The organism is Cyclobacterium plantarum (assembly GCF_011290685.1).
Classification (GTDB): Bacteria; Bacteroidota; Bacteroidia; order Cytophagales; family Cyclobacteriaceae; genus Cyclobacterium; species Cyclobacterium plantarum.
The window spans coordinates 190,173-212,802 of record NZ_JAANYN010000007.1 but is presented as its reverse complement, the minus strand read 5'-3'; the positions used below and the strand labels follow the sequence as shown (position 1 = coordinate 212,802).

Annotated in this window: 17 protein-coding genes; all 17 read left to right on the top strand. The window is 43.3% G+C overall.

The features are described 5' to 3' along the window. Window positions 1-29: 29 nt before the first annotated feature. The 17 genes from G9Q97_RS17065 (at window position 30) to G9Q97_RS16985 (ending at window position 22,583) form a co-directional block, all read left to right on the top strand. The gene (locus G9Q97_RS17065) at window positions 30-3,128 is read left to right on the top strand and encodes a TAT-variant-translocated molybdopterin oxidoreductase (RefSeq protein ID WP_166149006.1); all 3,099 of its coding nucleotides are present in this window, start codon (window positions 30-32) and stop codon (window positions 3,126-3,128) included. A 17-nt stretch (window positions 3,129-3,145) separates the two neighbouring features. Then, window positions 3,146-4,510, top strand: a complete 1,365-nt coding sequence (gene nrfD / locus G9Q97_RS17060; protein ID WP_166148994.1) for an NrfD/PsrC family molybdoenzyme membrane anchor subunit — start codon at window positions 3,146-3,148, stop codon at window positions 4,508-4,510. Window positions 4,511-4,512: 2 nt separating this feature from the next. Then, entirely contained in the window at window positions 4,513-5,043 is a 531-nt protein-coding gene (locus G9Q97_RS17055) for a DUF3341 domain-containing protein (RefSeq protein WP_166148992.1), read from the top strand. 14 nt (window positions 5,044-5,057) lie between these two features. Then, window positions 5,058-5,684, top strand: a complete 627-nt coding sequence (locus tag G9Q97_RS17050; RefSeq protein WP_166148990.1) for a c-type cytochrome — start codon at window positions 5,058-5,060, stop codon at window positions 5,682-5,684. Then, window positions 5,684-6,970, top strand: a complete 1,287-nt coding sequence (locus tag G9Q97_RS17045) for a quinol:cytochrome C oxidoreductase (protein WP_166148988.1) — start codon at window positions 5,684-5,686, stop codon at window positions 6,968-6,970. Before G9Q97_RS17050 ends, G9Q97_RS17045 begins: the two co-directional genes overlap by 1 nt. A gap of 24 nt (window positions 6,971-6,994) precedes the next feature. Beyond that, entirely contained in the window at window positions 6,995-8,026 is a 1,032-nt protein-coding gene (locus tag G9Q97_RS17040; protein WP_166148987.1) for a cytochrome c oxidase subunit II, read from the top strand. Between the two features lie 24 nt (window positions 8,027-8,050). Next, window positions 8,051-9,940, top strand: a complete 1,890-nt coding sequence (locus tag G9Q97_RS17035) for a cytochrome c oxidase subunit I (protein ID WP_166148985.1) — start codon at window positions 8,051-8,053, stop codon at window positions 9,938-9,940. Next, window positions 9,921-11,006, top strand: a complete 1,086-nt coding sequence (locus G9Q97_RS17030; protein ID WP_166148983.1) for a COX15/CtaA family protein — start codon at window positions 9,921-9,923, stop codon at window positions 11,004-11,006. Before G9Q97_RS17035 ends, G9Q97_RS17030 begins: the two co-directional genes overlap by 20 nt. Beyond that, window positions 11,003-11,905, top strand: coding sequence for a heme o synthase (gene cyoE, locus G9Q97_RS17025; protein ID WP_166148981.1), 903 nt, complete (start codon window positions 11,003-11,005; stop codon window positions 11,903-11,905). Before G9Q97_RS17030 ends, cyoE begins: the two co-directional genes overlap by 4 nt. 6 nt (window positions 11,906-11,911) lie before the next feature. After that, a complete protein-coding gene (locus G9Q97_RS17020; RefSeq protein WP_166148979.1) occupies window positions 11,912-12,493 on the top strand; it encodes a cytochrome c oxidase subunit 3 in 582 nt (193 codons plus the stop codon). A gap of 22 nt (window positions 12,494-12,515) precedes the next feature. Continuing rightward, window positions 12,516-13,286 (top strand): cytochrome c oxidase subunit 3, encoded by a 771-nt coding sequence (locus G9Q97_RS17015; protein ID WP_166148977.1) that lies wholly within the window; start codon window positions 12,516-12,518, stop codon window positions 13,284-13,286. Window positions 13,287-13,309: 23 nt separating this feature from the next. Next, complete coding sequence (locus G9Q97_RS17010) at window positions 13,310-13,636, top strand: cytochrome C oxidase subunit IV family protein (RefSeq protein ID WP_166148975.1); 327 nt, start codon at window positions 13,310-13,312, stop codon at window positions 13,634-13,636. 72 nt (window positions 13,637-13,708) lie between these two features. Further along, complete coding sequence (locus tag G9Q97_RS17005) at window positions 13,709-14,380, top strand: SCO family protein (RefSeq protein ID WP_166148973.1); 672 nt, start codon at window positions 13,709-13,711, stop codon at window positions 14,378-14,380. After that, window positions 14,367-14,921, top strand: a complete 555-nt coding sequence (locus G9Q97_RS17000; RefSeq protein ID WP_187357733.1) for a DUF420 domain-containing protein — start codon at window positions 14,367-14,369, stop codon at window positions 14,919-14,921. Before G9Q97_RS17005 ends, G9Q97_RS17000 begins: the two co-directional genes overlap by 14 nt. Window positions 14,922-14,964: 43 nt before the next feature. Further along, complete coding sequence (locus tag G9Q97_RS16995; RefSeq protein ID WP_166148971.1) at window positions 14,965-15,216, top strand: hypothetical protein; 252 nt, start codon at window positions 14,965-14,967, stop codon at window positions 15,214-15,216. Between the two features lie 126 nt (window positions 15,217-15,342). Then, window positions 15,343-19,053, top strand: a complete 3,711-nt coding sequence (locus G9Q97_RS16990) for a sensor histidine kinase (RefSeq protein WP_166148969.1) — start codon at window positions 15,343-15,345, stop codon at window positions 19,051-19,053. A 56-nt stretch (window positions 19,054-19,109) separates the two neighbouring features. Further along, window positions 19,110-22,583: a hypothetical protein gene (locus tag G9Q97_RS16985; protein WP_166148967.1), complete on the top strand. Its 3,474-nt coding sequence runs from the start codon at window positions 19,110-19,112 to the stop codon at window positions 22,581-22,583. The last annotated feature ends 47 nt before the right edge of the window (window positions 22,584-22,630 follow it).

Here is a 22,630-nt window from a genome sequence, read left to right as displayed (position 1 = left end):
TTTACGAACATTCTTTTCTTTAATATACAATGAAAGAAAATAAAAAGACATATTGGAAAGGGTTAGAGCAGTTGACGAACGATCCCGAGTTTGTAAAAAACGCCGATCAGGAATTCCCTGGCTTTACCTCTAAGAAAAATCAAACAGAAGAAGGTGCTTCCTCCAGAAGGGACTTTCTAAAAATGATGGGATTCAGTGTTGCAGCTGCTTCTCTGGCAGCTTGTGAAGCTCCGGTAAGAAAGGCCATTCCTTATGTAAATAAGCCGGTCGACATCAACCCTTCCATACCTAATTATTATGCTTCCACATTTGTCAATGGCGGTGACTATGCCGCTGTAGTTGTCAAAACAAGGGAGGGACGCCCCATTAAAGTAGATGGCAATGCCCTTTCTCCCATCACTCAGGGAGGAACCAACGCCATTGTAGAAGCTTCAGTTCTCTCTTTATACGATAAGGCCAGATTGACAGGTCCACAGATCAACGGTCAGCCCACTGATTGGGCAGCTCTTGATGCAGAATTAAGCAGCAAGCTGGCTGCTGCCGGATCCGTAAAAATTGTGTCAAATACCCTGTTATCACCAGGTACGGAAAGGGCCATCAGCCAGATGGCCGAACGTTTCGGAGATGTGGAACACATTACCTATGATCCGATTTCTAACTACGGTATCACAAAGGCCAGCGAGACCTATTACGGGTCTAAGATGTTGCCCTCTTACCAGTTTGACCGGGCCAAGGTAATCGTAAGCTTTGGAGCTGACTTTTTGGGCAGCTGGATTTCTCCCATAGAATTTGCCAGGCAGTACAGCAAGGGAAGGAAGATTTCCAAGGAAAACCCCAATATGTCAAGGCATTTCCAGTTTGAATCTACTCTTTCTTTGACCGGAGCAAATGCAGATTACCGAACTCCCATAGCTGCTTCTCAAAGTGGATTGGCTGTTTTGACCTTGCACAACCTGATCGCCCAAAAAGCAGGAGCTGGTACCGCAGGCGGAAACAACCTGGACCTGCCACACCTGGCCAAAGCCGCAGCCGAACTTTGGGCCAATAGGGGCAGTGGTTTGGTCGTTTCCGGATCTAACGACCCCAATGTTCAGGTGCTGGTGCATGCCATCAATGAGATGCTGGGCAATACCGGAAGTACTGTTGATTTTCAAAATCCGGTTTATTACCGAAAGGGTGACGATAGCCGCATGAGCCAGTTCATTACCGAACTAAATGGCGGAAGGGTAGGCGCAGTGATTTTTTATAACTGCAATCCGGTATATGATTTTGGCGGTGGTCAGGCGCTTTCAGAGGCCATAGGCAAAGCCAAGGTATCCGTATCTACTTCAGAAGTGAAAAATGAAACGGCTGCTTTGGTACAATACCTGGCTCCGGATCACCATTACCTGGAGTCATGGAATGATTTCAACCCAAAAAGGGGAATGTACAGTTTGTCTCAACCTACGATATCTCCCTTGTTCAATACAAGGCAGGCGCAGGAAAGCTTCTTAAAATGGGCAGGCAATACGACCAGCTATTATGATTTTCTAATGGAAGGCTGGCAAATGCAATTTGAGGGCCAGCAGGAAACTGCTGACTTCCAGACTTTTTGGGACAAATGCCTGCATGACGGTGTCTATCAGGTAACTTCCACAGAAGAAGAAGTAGCTGAGCCATTGACTCCGGCAGGAGATATCAGTGCTGCTGCTACAGCAGTTGGTAGGGCCTACAAGGCGCAGGGTTCGGGCTCAGAATTGATCGTATATACCAAGGTTGGCATCGGTTCAGGTGCATTTGCCAACAACCCCTGGTTGCATGAAATGCCGGATCCCATCTCCAAAGCCACCTGGGACAATTACCTGACGGTATCCCAGAAATGGGCCAGTGACAATGGTTTGAGCATGAAAGAAGGTGCCACACAGATGGCCAGTGTTACCGCTAATGGAGTTTCTTTTTCCGTACCGGTACTTGTTCAGCCGGGCCAGGCAGAAGGGACTTTCGGACTGGCTCTGGGTTACGGGCGCACTTCCGCAGGCAGGGTAGCCGATGGCCTGGGCGTCAATGCTTATGCGCTGCTGAACGCCAGCAAAGGCTATGTCAACTATGATGTCACCGAAGGTGTGGAAATCAGCCTCACCGGCGAACCCTATAAAATAGCCCAAACCCAGACTCACCAGACTTATATGGGCAGGGATTTCGTCATACAGGAAGCTACTTTAGGAGAGTACAAAGAAGATGCCAGTGCAGGGCGTTATCACCCTGAGATTTATAAGGACGGAGAGTTTTTAAAGCCGAGCAAAATTTCCCTTTGGTCCGGACACAAATACAGCCAGCACCACTGGGGTTTGGCCATTGACATGAATTCCTGTATTGGTTGTGCGGCCTGTACGGTGGCTTGTCAGGTAGAAAACAATGTGGCCGTGGTGGGTAAGCAGGAAGTGCTCAATCGTAGGGAAATGGCCTGGATCAGGATAGACAGGTATTACAGTTCACCCGATGAAGCTACTTCCAATAAAGAACTGGAGCAGGCAGCTGATAATCCGGAAGTTACTTTCCAGCCGATGATGTGCCAGCACTGTAACAACGCCCCATGTGAGACGGTTTGTCCGGTAGTGGCCACCACCCATAGCTCTGAAGGTTTGAATCAGATGACCTACAACAGGTGTATTGGTACCCGGTATTGTGCCAACAACTGCCCTTACAAAGTAAGGCGTTTCAACTGGTTCAAATACCACGACAACAAAGACTTCGCAGGTGTGAACACGGCCCAGAATGATGATTTGGGTAAAATGGTATTGAATCCTGACGTTACGGTAAGGGCCAGGGGGGTAATGGAAAAATGCTCCATGTGCGTACAACGCATACAGGCTGGAAAACTTGCTGCCAAGCGTGAGAAAAGGAAGGTGAAAGACGGGGATATTAATGTGGCCTGTGCGGTTGCCTGTCCTACCGAAGCTTTGGTATTTGGCGACATGAATGATCCGGAATCCAGGGTATCCAAAATGCTGAAGATTGAAGAAAATTCAACCGAAGCGGTGAAGGAAGTCAATGAAGAGCGGGCTTATCATGTATTGGAGGAAATCAATGTCAGCCCCAATGTTTGGTATTTTACCAAAATCAGAAATAAGGATAAAAACGAAGCTTAAAAATAAATCAGATAGATATGCAGGTTACTTCACCCGTACGCGAGCCGCTGGTTACCGGCGGTAAGACATACAAGGACGTTACCAATGATATTGCCAGGCAGGTCGAAGGAAAGCCGACTGTAGGCTGGCTGCTTGGACTGGCGGTTTCACTTGGTACACTTTTGATAGGCAGTCTTGCCCTGGTAGCTACCCTTTGGGAAGGCATAGGCATGTGGGGATTGAACAAGACCGTTGGCTGGGCCTGGGATATCACCAACTTTGTGTGGTGGGTAGGTATCGGTCACGCAGGTACTTTGATCTCTGCCGTATTGCTGCTGTTCAGGCAAAAATGGAGAACTTCCATTAACCGTGCAGCGGAGGCCATGACCATTTTTGCAGTAATATGTGCAGCCCTATTCCCTTTGATCCACATGGGCAGGCCCTGGATCGGGGCCATTTGGGCATTGCCTTTACCCAATACTTATGGATCACTTTGGGTAAACTTTAATTCTCCCCTGCTCTGGGACGTATTTGCCATATCTACCTATTTTTCCGTTTCCTTGGTTTTCTGGTACATTGGTCTGATTCCGGATTTTGCTACTATCAGAGACAGAGCTACAGGATTAAGAAAAACCATATACGGAGCATTGAGCTTTGGCTGGGACGGTGCTGCCAGGACCTGGATGAGGTATGAAAGTGTTTCTCTGATATTGGCCGGTTTGGCTACACCTCTTGTACTATCTGTACATACCATTGTATCCTTTGACTTTGCTACTTCGGTGATTCCCGGTTGGCATACCACCATATTCCCTCCTTACTTTGTGGCCGGAGCCATCTTTTCCGGCTTTGCCATGGTACTGACCCTGATGATTGTTACCAGGAAGGTATTCAAACTGGAGGATTACATCACCATTGGCCACATAGAGCTGATGAATATTGTGATTATCATTACCGGATCTATTGTAGGTATCGCTTATATCACTGAATTTTTCATGGCCTGGTATTCTGGTGTTGCGGCTGAGCAATATGCCTTTGTGAACAGAATGTTTGGCCCCTACTGGTGGGCTTATTGGTCCATGATGACCTGTAATGTGATTTCCCCACAACTTTTCTGGTTCAAAAAAATCAGAACTTCCATCGCAGCGACTTTTATCCTTTCTTTGGTAGTTAATATCGGCATGTGGTTCGAAAGGTTTGTGATCATCGTTACTTCACTTCACAGGGATTTCCTTCCCTCTTCCTGGGTGATGTTTTATCCGACCATCACGGATGTTGGGGTTTACCTGTTTACCTTTGGCTTTTTCTTCACCGCATTTTTATTGTTTGCCAAGTTTTTCCCGGTGATCAATATGGCAGAAGTAAAAGCAGTTCTGAAATCTTCATCTGAAAAAACAATTAAATAATCATGGAAAGAGACAAGCATTTTATCCTGGGGATTTTTGACGATGAGGATATCCTATTGTCCGCTGTAAAGGAAGTAAGGGCTGCAGGAGTGAAGATACACGAAGTATTTTCTCCCTATCCGGTGCACGGCCTTGATGAAGAATTGGGGTATACCAGAAGCCGACTTCCCATAGCTGCGTTTTTGTTTGGCTTATTGGGCACTACATTGGCACTAACCATGCAGTTTTACATGATGAAATTTGACTGGCCCATGATCATTGGGGGAAAGGACCATGCAGCTTTTCCGGATTTTATTCCGGTTACATTCGAACTAACGGTTTTGTTGGCAGCTTTTGGTATGGTTGGCGTTTTCATGATCAGCAGTAACCTGAAGCCCTGGGCACAACCGAGGATTTTTGATTTGAGGAGCACAGACGACAAACACGTCATGGCCATAGATATCGCCAGCAATGGCTCAGTTGACCTGGAGCAGATCAAGAGTGCACTGAAGGCCTCGGGAGCGACAGAAGTGAACAGTAAAAGTTTTGAATAAGTAATCAGGAGCAAATGAAAAGAGTAATTTCTATATATTCAATAGCTGTAGCAGGCCTGGCACTTGGATTGGCTTCCTGTGAAGCCGAAGGTGATTATCCGGGCACTGAATATGCCCCTCAGATGTATCATTCGGTACCTTATGAGCCATTGTCACAAATCAGAAATGAGGAAGAAGGCATGTGGCTTTCCAACAGGGAGGATGAGAAAGGGGAATTTTATAACAGCAACCCAAACAACCCGCATGAAATGAACATGCGGAAGCCTGTGGCCAATACAGTTCCCAGAAACCCGGATGGCATGTTGCCCTACCGGTTAAGAGTAGCAGACCTTGAAGGAGCAGCACTGGTAGAAAATCCAATTGAACTCACTGATCAGGTTGTTGCGGAAGGACAGCAGCTGTATATACAATATTGTTCTTCCTGTCATGGTGCCGGGGGAGAAGGTGATGGAAAAGTCGGGGCAGTAATAGGCGGTGTAGCCAACCTCAAAGGGGGGGCGTATATCAATTTGCCTGAAGGCCATATTTTCCACGTCATTACTCATGGTAAAGGCAGAATGGGGGCTCATGCATCACAGATTCCTGCGGACAGAAGGTGGAAAATCGTACACTATGTTAAACAAGAAATTCAAGCGCAATAATGGCACAGGCAAGCAATTATAATTTGGATCAAAAATTTGATTTTACCGCTCCGGTAAAAAAGGTTATTTTCTTCCTGGGCGGTTTGGGTGCAGTCCTTTTACTGATTGGAATCATTGCAGCAGCATTTGGGGGACATCATGGTGCGGGTGAAGAAGGCGGTCATGCCTTTCACTGGACCAAAAGATTGTATGCCAACCTATGGATCAATAATGTATATTTTACAGGCATAGCCATTATAGGCGTATTCTTTTTCGCCATTCAGTATGCTGCCCAGGCAGGCTGGTCTACAGCTTTGCTAAGGATCATGATTTCTTTTGGAAACTGGTTGCCCATAGCAGCGGTCCTGATGTTGGCCACCTTCTTTATTGCCAATCACGATCTGTTCCACTGGACACATAGTTATATTTTCGATATTAACGATCCGCAATATGACAGGATCATTGATGGAAAGGGTAACTTTTTCTATTGGCCCATGGAGAAGGGGAGTTTTCCCATATTTTACATTGTGAGGATGGTTTTGTTCTTTGGATTTTGGATTTTCTTTTTCAATAAATTGAAAAACCTTTCCCTGGAAGAAGATATAAACGGAGGTACTTCCTATTGGTACACCATCAGGAAATGGTCTGCTATTTTCCTTGTGTTTTTTGCTGTTTCCTCTTCCGTTAGTGCCTGGGATTGGGTTTTATCCATTGACACCCACTGGTTTTCCACCTTATTTGGATGGTATGTTTTTGCTTCCTGGTTTGTGGCTGGCCTGTCTGCCATTACCCTGGTAACCATTTTTCTGAAGGATCAGGGATATCTGGAAATGGTCAATCAAAATCACATCCATGACCTGGGAAAATTTGTTTTTGCTTTCTCCATTTTCTGGACATATATCTGGTTTTCACAGTTTCTTTTGATTTATTATGCCAATATCCCTGAGGAGTCGGTATACTTTATAGAAAGGTTATCTAGTGACGTGTATGGACCGTATATATTTGTAAACATTGTACTAAACTTTGTTTTACCCTTCCTTGTTCTTATGACAAGAGATGCAAAAAGGCACAACATATTTCTTAAATTGGTTTGTACCCTCATCATCTTTGGACACTGGGTGGATTTCTTTCTCATGGTTCAACCCGGAACACTGGGGCATAATGGTGGATTGGGATTAATGGAAGTGGGCATGTTGCTGGTTTATGGTGCTGCCTTTGCATTTGTAGCTTTAAGTAATCTATCCAAGAAAAATTTGGTACCCAAAAACCATCCCATGTTGGAGGAAAGTTATCATCATCACATTTAAATAATACCGAAACAGTTATAAATTATGTACGGACTTCTTATTTCTATAGGTGTAATACTCCTGATCCTGGTGATTTGGATGGTATATAGGATTCAAACCTTGATTTCGGTAGCCAAGGGTTCTGATAAAAAGATTGCTACCACCAGTAATAAGGTAAATGCTTTCCTGATGATGGTGTTCCTTATAGGATGTGGGGTGTTGATGTTTTGGTACTCCATCAAGGAATTTGACAATTACCAAATGCCCATCGCATCTGAACATGGCATCATAACCGACAGGTTGTTTTGGATCACCATGGCTGTTACCGGTTTTATTTTCATTCTTACCCATATTTTACTGTTTTGGTTTAGCTATCATTACCAATACAGAGATGACAGGAGAGCAGCCTATTATCCTGATAACAATAAACTGGAGATCATCTGGACATTGGTACCGGCTGTGGTATTGACCGTATTGGTGGTATCCGGCTGGAAAGCCTGGTCAGACATTACCGCTCCAGCTCCTGAAGAGGCACATGTGGTAGAAATTATGGGTTACCAATTTGCCTGGGATATCAGGTATGGAGGAATGGACAATACCTTGGGTGACTACGACTACCGGCTTACCAATGCTACCAATTCCCGGGGTATTGATTTTACGGATAAAAACTCATTTGATGATTTCCCTTCCCAAAATGTGGTGATACCCAAAGGCGAGCCGGTTTTGTTTAAAATTCGGGCCAGAGACGTATTGCATTCTGTTTTTGCGCCACACATGCGCTTGAAAATGGATGCAGTGCCTGGCATGCCTACCCGGTTTTGGTTTGTACCCAATAAAACTACCGAAGAGATGAGGGCTGAATTGGGAGATGAGGAGTTTGAATATGAAATTGCTTGTACCGAAGTATGCGGAAACGGACATTTCTCTATGAGAAAAGTTATTCGTGTTGTGGAGCCTGATGAATACAGGACATGGCTGGCAGAGCAAACACCATTTATCAAAAGCAATCCTGATTTGGTAGCTGATTTACCAGCTGATTTGAAGGAATTGGCGGAAATATATATAAACGAAGAATAATATCATTGATTAAATTAAGATAACATGGCAGTAGCAAACGTATCGGCTCACGATGTTTCCAATCATGACCATCATGACCATGAACACAAAGATAACTTCATCACGAAGTATATATTCTCCACTGACCATAAAATGATAGCCAAACAATACCTGATATCAGGTATGTTCTGGGCTTTCATTGGAGGCTTCCTTTCTGTTCTTTTCAGGTTGCAATTGGGTTTTCCTGACATGGATCTTTCCTTTCTGAGACCTCTTTTGGGTGGATGGATTGATGCCTCCGGAAAACTGGATCCAAACTTCTACCTGGCCCTGGTCACCATGCACGGTACCATCATGGTTTTCTTTGTATTGACAGCAGGTCTAAGTGGTACTTTCTCTAATTTTCTGATACCACTTCAGATTGGAGCAAGGGATATGGCTTCCGGTTTTATGAACATGCTTTCTTACTGGTTTTTCTTTATTTCCGGTGTAATCATGTTTGCTTCCCTTTTTCTGGAGAAAGGTCCCGCAGCAGGAGGCTGGGTGGTTTATCCGCCACTTTCTGCCCTGGAGCAAGCCATACCCGGATCCGGATTGGGGATGACTCTTTGGCTGATTGCAATGACCTTTTTTATCGCCTCTTCCTTAATGGGAGGTATTAATTACATCACTACTGTAATCAATTTGCGGACCAGAGGAATGTCGTTTTCCAGATTGCCATTGACCATTTGGGCATTCTTCCTTACGGCTGTGATTGGATTGTTGTCTTTTCCTGTTTTATTTTCTGCTGCCTTGCTACTTGTCTTTGACAGGAGTTTTGGTACCAGTTTTTACTTGTCCGATATATACATAGGGGGTGAAGCATTGCCAAACACAGGAGGTAGTGCTGTCTTGTACCAGCATTTGTTCTGGTTTTTAGGGCATCCTGAGGTATACATTGTACTTCTTCCGGCATTGGGTATCACTTCCGAGATTATCGCTACCAATTCAAGGAAACCGATATTTGGTTATAAGGCCATGATCATTTCCATGCTGGGTATTACCATATTATCTTTCGTGGTATGGGCGCACCACATGTTTGTGTCAGGTTTGAATCCTTTTCTGGGTTCCATATTCATGTTCCTGACTTTGATCATTGCCGTTCCTTCTGCAGTAAAAGTATTCAACTACCTCACTACTTTGTGGAGGGGTAACCTGAGATTCACACCGGGGATGTTGTTTTCCATAGGTTTGGTATCATTCTTCATTTCCGGTGGATTGACCGGGATTTTCCTGGGTAATTCAGCTATAGATATACAGCTTCACGATACTTACTTCGTTGTGGCTCACTTTCACCTGGTAATGGGTTCAGCTTCCTTTTTCGGAATGATGGCAGGTGTATACCACTGGTTCCCGAAAATGTTTGGTAGAATGATGGATGAAAAGCTGGGTCATGTTCATTTCTGGCTTACTTTCGTGGGTGTGTACATGGTGTTTTTCCCCATGCATTATATTGGAATTGCCGGCTTCCCAAGAAGGTATTACAGCTGGACTAACTTCTCCTTTTCGGACATGTATACTGACTTGAACATGTTCGTGTCCGTGGCAGCCATTGTTACCTTTGTGGCACAGTTCATCTTTATATTTAACTTCTTCTACAGCATGTACAAGGGAAGGAAGGCTTCTCCTAATCCATGGCAATCCAATACCCTGGAATGGACAACTCCCATTCATCCCGGCCATGGAAACTGGCCTGGCGAAATTCCTGCTGTTTACAGATGGCCTTATGATTACAGTAAGCCGGGAGCCAGGGAAGATTTCATTCCGCAAACTGTACCTTTATCTGCAACTCCTGAATCAAATCTTCCTCATGAGAATAAACTTGTTCAGTTGGAAAAAGAGATCATGGCTGAAGAAGGGGATGTATTGGTAGCGAATGAATCAAAAGAATCGTAATCCTATTTACAGCTTCCGTAGGATAAGCTTTATTACTACCGTGGCTATTTTCTTTCTTATCCTGGTCGGGGGAATTGTCCGTAGCTCAGGGGCAGGAATGGGTTGTCCCGATTGGCCAAAATGTTTTGGGAGCTGGGTGCCACCTACATCGGTGGATCAGCTCCCAAAAAATTATGCGGAAATCTATGTTGCTCAAAGGGTGGAGAAGAATGAGCGCTTTGCTTCCCTTCTGAGTTCATTGGGTTTTTCAGCTTTAGCCGTGGAAATTCAACAGGATAAAAGTATTCTGGACCACGAACCCTTCAATGCTACTAAAACCTGGATTGAATATATCAATCGATTGATTGGTGCACTCATTGGGTTGTTAATCATTTTGACATTTGCTTATTCGATTAGATTGCGGAAAGTAGATCCAAAAATTACTTTATTGGCTTTTCTTTCATTGGTGCTGGTTATATTTCAGGGCTGGTTGGGGTCAATTGTAGTTTCCACCAACCTATTGCAGTGGATGATTAGCGTACACATGATAGTGGCCCTCGTTCTGGTGTGTTTGTTATTGTACATCCATTTCAGGTCTGGTACACTTCTTACTGGAAATAATTTGTCCAGTGGGCAAAGGACATCGGTTTACAGGTCGGTATTGGGCATTGGAATATTCCTGATGGTTTTGCAGATAATTTTGGGAACACAAGTGAGAGAGCATATAGACTTGATTGCAGCAGACTACGGTTACAGCGATCGTTTTGCCTGGATTGATGAATTGGGCATTACGTTTTATGTACACAGGTCTTTTTCCTTGGTTTTGTTGGGACTCCACCTTTACCTTGCCTATAGTTTTTATAGGCGAAAAGATATCAGTCCGGCGATTTTCAGGCAATTCAGTTGGCTTTTGGGATTATTGCTGACGGTGATATTGTCGGGCGTATTGATGGCTTATTTTGGGATTCCTGCTTTTATTCAGCCCATACATTTGTTATTAGGATCTCTGATTATTGGATTTCAGTATTATATTTGGCTTGAGTTGGGTGTAGAAAAAATGCATCCTAAAAATATTGCTTTGGTATGAGTACATTAGGTTTATCTGAGAAGTTTTTTTTCGACACGCTGGCTGTAAGGTCACGCGCTTATATGGACTTGCTTAAAGTAAGGTTATCGGCATTGGTTACTTTTTCTGCCGTGTTTGGTTTTATATTGGGGCATTCCGGACAAGTGTTTTCCTGGACCACCTTTTTGGCGCTTATCGCAGGTGGCTTTCTGGTAAGCGGGGCCTCAGGAGCAGCCAATGAGATAAAGGAAAGGGATTATGACAAGCTGATGAAGCGGACCCAAAACCGCCCACTTCCCATGCAGGTCATTTCCGTAAATGAGGCCTACTGGTTTACCATTATATCTGCTGTGTTGGGAATAGCTCTCTTAGGTTTTTTTACCAATTGGCTGACTACAAGCCTGGGTGTTTTGAGCATGATCCTTTATGTATTTGTATACACCCCTTTAAAAAGGGTAGGCCCTATAGCTGTACTGGTAGGGGCTATTCCCGGGGCCATGCCTCCTCTTTTGGGCTGGACGGCTGCCACGGGTAGCATATCTTACGAAGCACTCATTATATTCGGTATACAGTTTATCTGGCAGTTTCCTCATTTCTGGGCTATTGCCTGGGTGAGTGATGAAGATTATAAAAAGGCCGGATTTAAGTTGCTTCCTTCCGGTGGTCAGAAGGATTTGAATACGGCCATTCAGATTATGATCTATACCCTGTTTTTATTGCCACTTGGTTTGTTGCCTACTTATTTCGGTTTTACCGGTTTAAATTCAGGTGTGGTGGCTACTATTTGCGGGGTATTGTTTTTGGCGCAGACTTTTTCGTTGATGAAAGACTGTTCCAGAAAATCAGCCTTAAAAATCATGTTCGGATCTTTTCTGTATTTGCCGATAGTACAAATTGCTTATTTATTGGATAAAATTTAGTTTGGTATGGAAGAGAAATTAGCATTTGTAGAAGGGGCAGAACAGCCCCTGTCCATGCATCCGAAGAAATTTGCCTTATGGCTTTTCATTGTTAGTGTGGTGATGATATTTGCTGGTATGACCAGTGCCTACATTGTTCGTCAATCCGAGGGAAACTGGTTGGAATTCGATTTGCCTAATGTTTTTTGGTATTCTTCGGCTATCATTGTACTGAGCAGCATCAGTCTTCATTGGGCTTACCTTTCGGCGCGAAAGGACGATTTCAATACCCTCAAAATCGGACTGATCATCACCACAATACTCGGACTAGGCTTTTTGATAGGTCAATGGTACAGCTGGGTGGCTCTTGTAGCTCAGGATGTGTATTTCGTGGGTAATCCGGCAGGTTCATTTATGTATGTTTTTACTGGTTTGCATGGAATACATCTGATTAGCGGTGTGATTTTTCTAATTATTGTATTAATTTCGTCTTTAAGAAATAAGATTCATTCTCAAAATTTGTCACAGTTGGATATGTGTGTGACTTACTGGCATTTTTTGGGAGGCCTTTGGCTGTATTTGTTCATGTTTTTGCTTTTAAATCATTAAAATATAAGTTAATTTATATCCTATGTCTTCGACTGCTATTGAAATCCAATCTAAAAGAGGTGTTTGGGGTGGAGGAAATGAACCGCTAAAGGCCAGTTATGGAAAACTGATGATGTGGTTTTTCCTGCTTTCTGATATTTTTACTTTTACGGCCTTTCTGATCACCTATGGAGCTATCAGGGTCAGCTATCCGGCTTATGGAGGAGAGGCAGCTGATTTTGTCAGTTCCAATGAGTATTGGCCCATTCCCGAAATGATCTTTGATGCTGTTCCTCTTGTACATGGGGGCCATTTTCCTTTGGTCTTTGTTGGACTGATGACCTTTATCCTTATCCTTAGTTCAGTGACAATGGTATTGGCAGTAGAAGCTGGCCACAGGAATGATAAAAAAGATGTAGTAAAATGGATGCTTTGGACCTTATTGGGAGGTATTACCTTTTTGAGTTGTCAGGCCTGGGAATGGACGCACTTTATTCATGGGACGGATGAAGGTGCCATGCTTACCTATGTCAATTCTTTGGGCAACGTGGTTTCAGAAACAGTGTATGGAGCAAACCTCATCGTCAATGAATACGGACCGGCACCCTTTGCACAATTGTTTTTCTTTATCACGGGTTTTCACGGTTTTCACGTAACGATCGGTGTATTCCTATTGTTTCTGGCCTTTTACCAGGCGGCGGTAGGTGTTTACGAAAATAGAGGGCATTATGAAATGATTGAAAAAATCGGACTGTACTGGCACTTTGTAGACCTGGTTTGGGTATTTGTTTTTACCTTTTTCTATCTGATCTAGTATATTAAAAGCATATTTGACTTATGGCACAAGAAAATAAAAACGGGCTGGAAGTAATTCCAAGAGATTCCGCAAAAATCAAAAAAATCTGGATGACGGCTTTGATCCTACTGGTGGTAACGGCTGTAGAATTCTTATTGGCTTTCACCATGGAGCGGGGGATGTTCCTTTATATCATCTTTATCGTACTTACCATAGTTAAGGCCAAGTACATCATGATGGAGTTCATGCACCTGGGAGATGAAGTCAAGCCTTTGTTTTATTCCATTATCGTCCCTTTGATCTTTTTGATCTGGTTGATCATCGCTCTTTTCAAGGAAGGTTCTGACATCTTCTTGATGCGCTGGTAAATGAGGTGAATAATTGTAAATATATGAATGGTTGGAGTGGAATCTTCAACCATTTTTTTTGTTATAAATGTTATGAAAATGTTGCGGTTTATTCAGATCATGGTGTTGGTCTGTGTGTTGATGATTCCGGTATTGATTATCTTGTTTTTGAGGGGTTTCACTTCGAACGAATATGATATTCCCATTATGTATGAGCAAGGGGTAGAGGATCCTTATCAGGAATGCGATTATGGTGAAAATACGGGGCAGCATTTTATTCCTGAATTTGTTTTTACAGATCACTTGAACAGAAGCATTGGCAGGGAAGACATGGAGGGAAAAATCACTATTGTTGATTTTTTCTTTACAAGCTGTCCCAGTATTTGTCCGGTAATGTCTGCAGAGATGGAGCGGGTACAGGATGCCTTTCGGGATGAGGAGCAGGTTCAGATTTTTTCCATCAGCATTGATCCGGAATATGATTCACCTGAAGTTCTGGCTGCTTACGCTGACAGGCACATGGCAGAAAAAGACAAATGGTATTTCCTTACCGGTGACAAGGAATTGACCTATGAATTGGCCCGATGTGGCTTTGTGTTGCCGACCATTGACGGGGAAGGTAATCCAGATGATTTTATCCATAGCGATAAATTTGTCCTGGTAGATGAATCTGGCAGGATAAGGGGTTATTACAGTGGCACGCAAAGGGAAGGGGTGGATCAATTGATATTGGAAACGAAAATTTTGCTTTATGATAAAGAATAATGCCGGCCTTGAAGTTCAAAATAAGGCCATTACCGGTTGGATTACCTTCATCTCTGTTTTGGTCCCTATTCTTGTGGCCGTATTGCTATTCATGCCCTCAAAAGTAAGCATAGGAGAGGAATGGGTTTATTTTCTCCCTCACCTCAATGCTGTGATCAATTCGGCAGCTACCATTGCCTTGTTGTTGGGAGTTTATTTTATCAAGCAGGGTAAAATCACCTGGCATAAAGTGTCCATGACTACGGCCTTTGGGCTGGGAGCAGTATTTCTTATCAGTTATGTGATATACCATGCAGCAGCAGAGAGCACCTCTTTTGGAGGAGAGGGCTGGATTCGGGGGCTGTATTATTTCCTGTTGATTACCCATATAGTCCTTGCCGCAGTGGCTCTGTTTCCCATTTTGTGGGCTTACTATTATGGATTTACCGGTAAATACAGTAAACACCGGTCTGTTGTCAAATATGCCTTCCCCATATGGCTGTATGTGACCGTTACCGGCGTAATAGTGTACCTCATGATCAGTCCTTACTACAGCCATTGAAGCCGGAAAGAACTTTATTTTACCTGAAACCGTTTATTTACAGATGAGTAAACTTATAAAATTTCTCTTTGCTTTGTTTTTGTTTAGTGTTGGTACCTTGCAGGTGTCTTTGTCCCAATGTGCCATGTGCCGGGCTACAATAGAAAATAATGTCAGCAACGGCGACACTACAGTAGGGGCTGGATTAAATTTGGGGATTTTGTATTTATTTGTCGCTCCATATATCCTTTTGTCGGTTCTGGCTTATATTTGGTACAAAAATGCCAAAAAGAAAAAGAAGTTTTCATTTCGGTAGGTTTAATCCGCGGTAGCATGGTTTTTTCTTTCTTCCGAACTATTTTTTATTGATTTGCTTTTCGGGAGTAGATTAGAACAGATTTTGCTGGTAAGCTACTGAATAGAGTATTGCTAACCCTCCTGTATGCTTAAGAAAAGAAGGTTAATTCTGATGATTTCCATACTCCTTTTAGGAGTGGTATTGTCATTGAATTTTTTCCTGAGGCATGGGGAATCTCAGGAGCCAGAAATATATTTATCAAAATTAGAAGAGCGCCTTGCCGAGGTGATCAAGGGCTTTGATGCCGATTACATCCAAATTGTAATGGGCAACGGGTCTAAAAGCGAAATAGCATTTTCCTCATTAAATGTCACGCACCAGTACCCTTTTTACCTTTTTTCCGAAGAAGGTGAACTGGTGTATTGGTCTGATATAGAGATGGTCCCCGATTTTGAAAGTTTTTTGGTTACTAAAAAATACCAACTCTTAGAGAATAACCGGGGAGTATATTTCACAAAATTAAAAAAGATCACGCGCAACGATCAATATTATTGGCTGCTTCAGGTGCACCCGTTGATCAGCAAAGTGGATATTGAAAACGAATACCTGAGCTATGGCATCAATAAAGATACTTTTGGCAATGATCGGTTCATTTTATCTCCTCACAGTGAAGAAGATTTTCAGGATGTTTTTTTCGGCGAGGACTATTTATTTTCGATTCTTTTCCGGGTAGGATATAGCCCTCCCGGTCACGCCTCCAATTCTACACTGCTGGTATTTTTCTTTTCTCTTCTGGGCCTGGTTCTTATCATCGGTGGGGATTTTGTGTATACGATCTGGATTAAGGGGAGGAAATTATTGGCTACCCTGTATACCTTTTTAATTCTTGCTTGCATCCGGATATTGATGTTGTCGTTTAACTTTCCAAATGATTTTTTTCAGACCGGCATATTTGATCCAGGCTTGTATGCCTCCTCCAGAATCAATCCCAGCCTGGGAGATTTACTGCTTAATGTCATTTGTTATTTAATCGTTTTGACTATGGTGATTGCCATATTGGGACAAAAGCGATTACTTTTCAATTTCATTCAATTCAGAAAAAAATATGCGGATTGGGTTCATTTGTCTGCGGCGTTCCTGCTTTCTACCCTGCTGATGTTTTTATATTTTTTCCTTTACCTGAACATCGTAGAAAATGCCCAGTGGAACCTGAACATTGAGACCATTCCCAATTTCAATTACCTCAAGGCCATCAGTCTCTTTGTGGTTTTTCTGGGTGGAGCCGGTTACCTGTTATTTACCCTCATTGGGTTAAATATGGTCCTTTACAAAAAAGATAGTGGCAGATTTTATTCCCTGAAGGTGCTACTTGCCTTTTCTCTGCCTGTAGTGGGTTTTTTGATCTTCTGGAATTTTATTTTACTGGTTGCATTTCTTGCCCATTTGATTCTCCTGGTCGCTATCATAAGTTTCCGGCTGTATGATAAACTGTTTAAGTTGGAGTTCAATACCTTCCTGACCTTCTTTTTTGCTTGTCTGATAGGCGCAGTAATTTCGGGAGCAGCATCATTTCATCACCAAAGGAATGATGAAGTACGGTCCAAGCAAAAGTTTGCCAATAACATCATGCTTGATAGGGATGTGATGGGAGAATTTTTACTGGAGGAAATCATGGATAGGATAAGATCAGATCTGTTTATCCAAAACAGAATTGCAGACCCATTGCTCTCCAAAGAACCCATAGAGAGAAAACTAAGGAAAATTTATCTCAGTGGGTATTTTGATCAGTACAGTCAAAAAATAGCCCTATATAATCCTTCCGGCCAAAACCTCACTGACAAAGAGGATGAACCGGGTCTGGAAGAATACAAGAGAAAGTACATGAACAGCGATTATGCCACTCAGGTGCATAATTTGTTTTATGTCAGGTCTACAGAGACCAATATGGGAAACAGGTTTGTCTCCTTTATTAAGATTCAGAAAGCGGATGCTTTCCTGGGTACCATTGTTATCGAATTGAATCAGCAGCAGATGGAATCAGGAAAGGCCTTTCCCAAACTGCTGATGGATAACAAATACGCTTCCAATTACATTGAAAGTGATTTTGATTTTGCCATTTTTGATGAGGGAGTTATGGAATATAGTGCCGGCCTGTACAGTTACCGGAGCGAAGACATGGAGCAGATCTTTCAAAATCAAAGCCTGTATCAAAAAGGAGTGCATTTGGGAGGATTTCATCATTTTGGCGTACGATTCAACGATAAAATCATTGTCATTACCTCCTCTCAATATCCCAACAACTATATTCTTGCCGACGTAGCTTTCTTTTTTGTTTGTTATTTGATCTTCACCCTGATCTCGATCAGTGTTTTTCTGGTATTGGCCGGAATCAACCAGCTCCGTTACAATTATGCCACCAAACTTCAGTTGTACCTGAATTTTGCCTTCTTTTTTCCCATGCTGATCATCAGTGTGATATCGGTTGGTTTTCTAAGTCATTCCTATACAGAGGACCTGAACCGCCAATATTTTCAAAAAGCAGGTATTATTCGGGAAAATCTAAGCAGGAGTGTAGCTGGTAATCAGTTCAATGGGCTGAATAAAGAGGAACTCAACGATGAATTATTCGCTCTGGCCAGTGCAACAGATACGGACATTAATCTTTATCTTCCTGAAGGCAAGTTATTAGCCACCAATCAGCCTGCTATTTTTGATAAAAAAATCCTGTCTCATTTCCTCCATCCCAAAGCTTATGCGGCCATCATCGAATCTATGGAAAACCGGCTGCTCCAAACCGAATGGGTAGGGAACATGCAGTTTAAAACAGTATACCTGGCATTGAAACACGCTGAAAGCCAAAAACTGCAGGCCATTATTGCCATTCCCTTTTTTGAGGCCGAGGAAGAGTTGAACCTGATGATCACTGAGGTATTCAGTAATATCCTGATCATTTTTGTGGTGATGTTCCTTATATTTTTAATCATTTCCTATTTTGTTTCCAAGCACCTTACCCAACCATTCCGATTGCTTACCCAAAAGCTCAAAGAAACCAATCTGGAAAACAACGAATACATGGTATGGCCGTCAAAGGACGAGATAGGCTTGCTGGTCAATGAATACAACAACATGTTATTCAAGCTGGAAACCAGTAAAAAAGTGCTTGCTTCCAATGAAAAAGAGTCTGCCTGGAGAGAAATGGCCAAGCAGGTAGCTCATGAAATCAAAAACCCGCTTACCCCTATGAAACTTACCTTGCAGCACCTGTTGCGCCTGCAGGGGGAAAACAAATTGAATCATTCCGGAGCCCTGGAAAAGCCCATAATGTCAATCATTCACCAGGTGGACACCCTGAGTGACATTGCCAGCTCCTTTTCTACTTTCGCCAAAATGCCTCTTCCACAAAACAAGGAACTGGATTTTCGGGAAGTGGTGATGGAAGCGGTTTCCTTGTATTGTAACAGAGAGGATACCCTCATTGAATTTGAAGATGAAACCCCCGGGGAAAAGGCAATCATTATCATGGGAGACCGAAAACTTTATGGCAGGGTGATTTCCAATCTGATCATCAATGGTATTCAAGCCGTTCCGGAAGATAGAAAACCCATCATTCAAATTCAACTTACCATTGAGAATGAAGCCCAGGTAAAACTAGCGATCAGAGACAATGGAAAAGGTATTGATGAGGATTTGAAGGCAAAGGTCTTTCTACCCAATTTCAGTACCAAATCCGAAGGATCAGGTTTGGGGCTGGCCATAGCCAAAAGAGGTGTAGAAACGGCAGGTGGCAAAATATGGTTCCAAACTTCCAGTGATTCGGGTACGGTGTTTTACCTGCTTTTTCCGCTGGTGGCTTAGGGGGTAAAATTATCCGGCAGAAATTGTTACTTTAGTGCCCTGTAATTGTATGTGTTATGTGGCTGGCGAAGTATTTTTTTACTTTTCTATTGGTATTTCAGGGGGCAGTTTTTATCGCCCAATCCCAGGAAGAGGTATGCAGCTGGAGACAGGTAGGCCAGGATACCCATACCTTTCTTTTGGACTCCATGACCGTTTTGGAATCCACTATCAGGGTTATTGACCCGAGCGGAAATCAACTTGACCACAATTATGACATCAATAGCGGTAGGATTTCCGTTGCCGGAGACAGTTCTCTGCCCGATTCACTGTTGTTTTGTTATCAGGCTTTGTCCTTCTCCCTTCATCAGGTTTACCGCAAGCGGTCTCTTTCAGCCGATTATGATTCCCTGGCGTATTTTAAGGATAGTCCGCGGGAAAAAATTCCTGCCCTGGATTTCAGGGAGGAGGTTTTTACCTCGGACAAACTCAATCAATCCGGAAACCTGACCAGGGGCATTTCATTCGGGAATGCCCAGAATGTCTTTGTCAATTCTGCACTAAACCTTCAGATGGATGGGGAGTTGGCTGATAACCTGAATATCCGGGCCAGTATAACAGATCAGCATGTGCCTTTTCAACCTGAAGGCAATACGCAGCAAATACAGGATTTTGATAATGTGCTGATTGAACTTTACAATGACAAGATAAATCTGGCCGGAGGGGATGTGGTACTCCAGCAACGACAATCAGAATTTCTGCGCTATTACAAGAATGTGCAGGGATTACAATTTACTTCAGCTTATGATATGAATAAGGGCTGGGAAGCTTCTTCCCAGGTTGGTGCCGCCATCGCCAAAGGTAAATTTGCATCAATGATGCTGGATGTTTTGGAAGGTGTTTCCGGACCTTACCGGGTAAGGGGTCCTGGAAATGAAAGGTTTGTTATTATCATGGCAAATTCAGAAAAGGTATTTTTGGATGGCAAGCAGTTGAAAAGAGGTTTTAACCATGACTATATCATAGATTACAATCAGGGTGAGATTACATTCACGCCTACAGTCTTGATAACCCAGTACTCCAGGGTCAGAATTGATTTTGAATATGCGGAGAGAAATTTTTCCAGGTCTATACTTACCGCAAACCATATTCAGGATAATGGAAAAGTGAAGGTATATTTTAACTATTACCGGGAAAAGGATGACAGGAACAGACCTCTTTTTACCGGGCTTACAGACGCCGATAAAAGATTATTGGCAGCAGTGGGAGACAATATTAATGAGGCGGCTGTACCCAGAATCGACAGTATTCCTTTCGATCCAAACAGGATCATGTACCGCAAGGTGGCGGAAACAAATGAAGCAGGGGAAACAATTACCTACTATGCCCATAGCACGAACCCTGAACAGGCCTTTTTTGTCATTGGGTTCACCGAGGTAGGCCCCGGTAATGGAAATTACCGGCGTCAACGACAATTGGCCAATGGTGCTGTATATGAATATGTCCCCCCTGTAAATGGCGTTTCTCAGGGAAATTTCTCCATAAGGTCCCCGTTGCCTGCTCCCAATAAAAAGCAGATGATTACCGCAGGTGCTGAAATAAAACTTGGCGCCCACGAAAGGGTTTTTACAGAATGGGCCGTTTCAAACACCGATGAAAACTTGTTTTCTACAATAGACAATGAAGACAATGTGGGCCAGGCCCTGAAAGCCGGGGTTCGTTCAGAAGGCAGGTTGTTCAAAACGATGAAAGGATATCAATTTAATGGGCTGTCTACGGTGGAGTACAATGCGGCGGATTTTTCATTTATTGACCGCCTGAGGTTCATAGAATTTGACCGCGACTGGGGGCTAAATAATGTTGATGCCACAGAAAATGCTGTTGAGAAGCTGTTTCATGCCAAAGCGGAGTTGGTAAAGGACCAGGACAACATATTTTCTTATGAACTTGATCTCAGAAACAGGTCGGGAGTACTTTCCGGGATGCAACAAAGGGCCAAAGTCAATCAAAAATTTGGAAAACACCTGCTTGTTAGAAATGATTTTTTTCACCTGAAAAGCGATGTGTTTCCTTTGCATTCGGAGTGGCTTCGGTATCAGGCTGAGGTCAATTACCTGAATAGGGTTTTGGTTCCCGGATACAGGTATAACCTGGACAGAAATGTGGTTTCCAACCCAAATACTGAAAATGTAGTCAGTACTGCCATGAATTTTGAGGAACACCTGTTTTCCCTACAGAGCAGTGACAGCTTAAAATTTCAATTCTTTGCTTCAGCAAGTATCAGGGAGGATCAGGCGGTAAACAACGGGCAGTTGGTGCCGGATACCAAAGCATTTGTTGCCAATTACAGCCTGAAAGGTAATTTTGGGCCTCATGTTGTCAATGGCTCCTTTACCTATAGGGAACTTTCCTTTTTGAACAGGGACCTGCAGGAGGAAACCACCGTCATGGGAAAGCTGGATTACCGGAGTTCACTTTTTGACAATAACCTAAACAATGAATTTACCTATGCCTTGGGAAATGGAAGAGAGCTTAGACGTGAATTTGTTTTTCTTCCTGTTCCAACCGGGGAAGGCACCCATACCTGGAGAGATGACAATGAAGATGGAGCACAACAACTGAATGAATTCTACCTGGCCATCAATCCGGAAGAAAAATCCTATATCAAGGTTTTCGTACCCACAGATACCTATATACAAGCATATACCACTCTTTTCAATTACCGCTTGAGTGGGAAGTTTCCGGTATCCTGGAAGGAGGAAGGCGGATTGAAAAGCTGGCTGTCAAAGTTTTCAAATAACACCAACTGGAATGTGGAGAAAAAAATCACTTCCAGGGATTTTTTCCAGCGGATCAGTCCCCTACTGGCAGGGACGGGAGATGAAGCCTTGCTCTCCCTGCGCCAGACTTTTCGTTCTTCCTTTTATTTTAACCGCGCTGCTTCCAAATACGGAATGGATGTATCCTTTTTCAATAGCCACCAAAAACAGTTGCTGACGGGGGGATTTGAGGAAGTCTCCCAGGACGACTGGCGGCTGAATGCCCGGTATTCCATTGATTCCAGGTGGAATATGCTGCTTTTTTGGAGTGATGGTTCAAGGTTTTCCGCCTCTGATTTTCTGGAAAACCGCAACTATACCATTCAGCAAAATACCCTCGGGCCGGAGTTTAACCTGCAGCCCTCCCCATCCCTGCGTGGTACTTTTCAGTACCGGATCACCCAAAAGGAAAATCTGGCCAATCCGGAGTTTGATGAAAAAGCCCGGCTTCATGAAGCGGTGTTGAGCCTTCGGATTTCCAAAGCCATACAGACCACCCTCAACGCCCAGATAAAGTATACCTACATCGATTATAACGGGCAGGTAAACAGTCCCACAGGATATGAGATGCTTCAGGCACTTACTCCCGGCAGCAATACCATCTGGAGCCTGAATTGGCTTCAAAAAATAGGAGAAGGGCTTCAGCTGAACATGGTTTATGAGGGTAGGAATTCGCAGGGACTGGATCAATTGGTGCATACCGGTCGCATGCAGGTGTCTGCCTTGTTCTGATTAGGCATAACCGGGTAAAAAATGTAACTTTGTACCGACTATTTGGT